This window comes from Streptomyces musisoli, from assembly GCF_016741855.1.
GTDB classification, from domain to species: Bacteria; Actinomycetota; Actinomycetes; order Streptomycetales; family Streptomycetaceae; genus Streptomyces; species Streptomyces musisoli.
Genome location: NZ_JAERRH010000124.1, coordinates 1 through 406, shown reverse-complemented (window position 1 = coordinate 406; position 406 = coordinate 1). Strand labels below are relative to the sequence as shown.

Annotated in this window: 1 protein-coding gene; it reads left to right on the top strand. The window is 76.1% G+C overall.

What is annotated here, in order from left to right; translation table 11 throughout:
* The first annotated feature begins 28 nt into the window (after positions 1-28).
* Positions 29-406 carry a hypothetical protein gene (locus JK361_RS40755; RefSeq protein WP_201828289.1) on the top strand — a complete coding sequence of 126 codons (378 nt, stop codon included), beginning with the start codon at positions 29-31 and terminating at the stop codon, positions 404-406.

Below are 406 nucleotides of genomic sequence, written 5' to 3'. Positions count from 1 at the left end.
GGCCGCGTGGTCCCGGTTCACTGAGCCCATGACGATCACGCACGCAGCGCCGGCACCGGCGCAGCCCGGCGAGGACGCCCCGGACCCTAGGGGCTGGGTGGCCCCGGCGGTCGCCACGGCCCTGATGGTCCCGCTCGGCCCACTCGCCCTCCTCCTCGGCGGACTGTCCGACATGGCCACGGACAGCTGCGGCCCCGACGACTGCTCAGCCTCCCTGGAGACGGCGCTGGCCTGGATCCACGGCATGCTCGAGATCGGCGGCCCGCTCTCCGGCGCGGCCCTGCTCACCGCGTGGTTGCTGCCCCGGCGGCACCGCTGGTCGGCGGCCCGCGTCTGGGCGGCCCTCACCGCCCTGGTCCCCCCGCTGGCCGTGCTGTTCCTGGTCTTCACGCTCCCCGCGCCCTGA

Excerpts from the sequence above, each read along its gene's own strand:
- JK361_RS40755 (WP_201828289.1), top strand. The coding sequence starts at position 29 with ATGACGATCACGCACGCAGCGCCGGCACCGGCGCAGCCCGGCGAGGAC.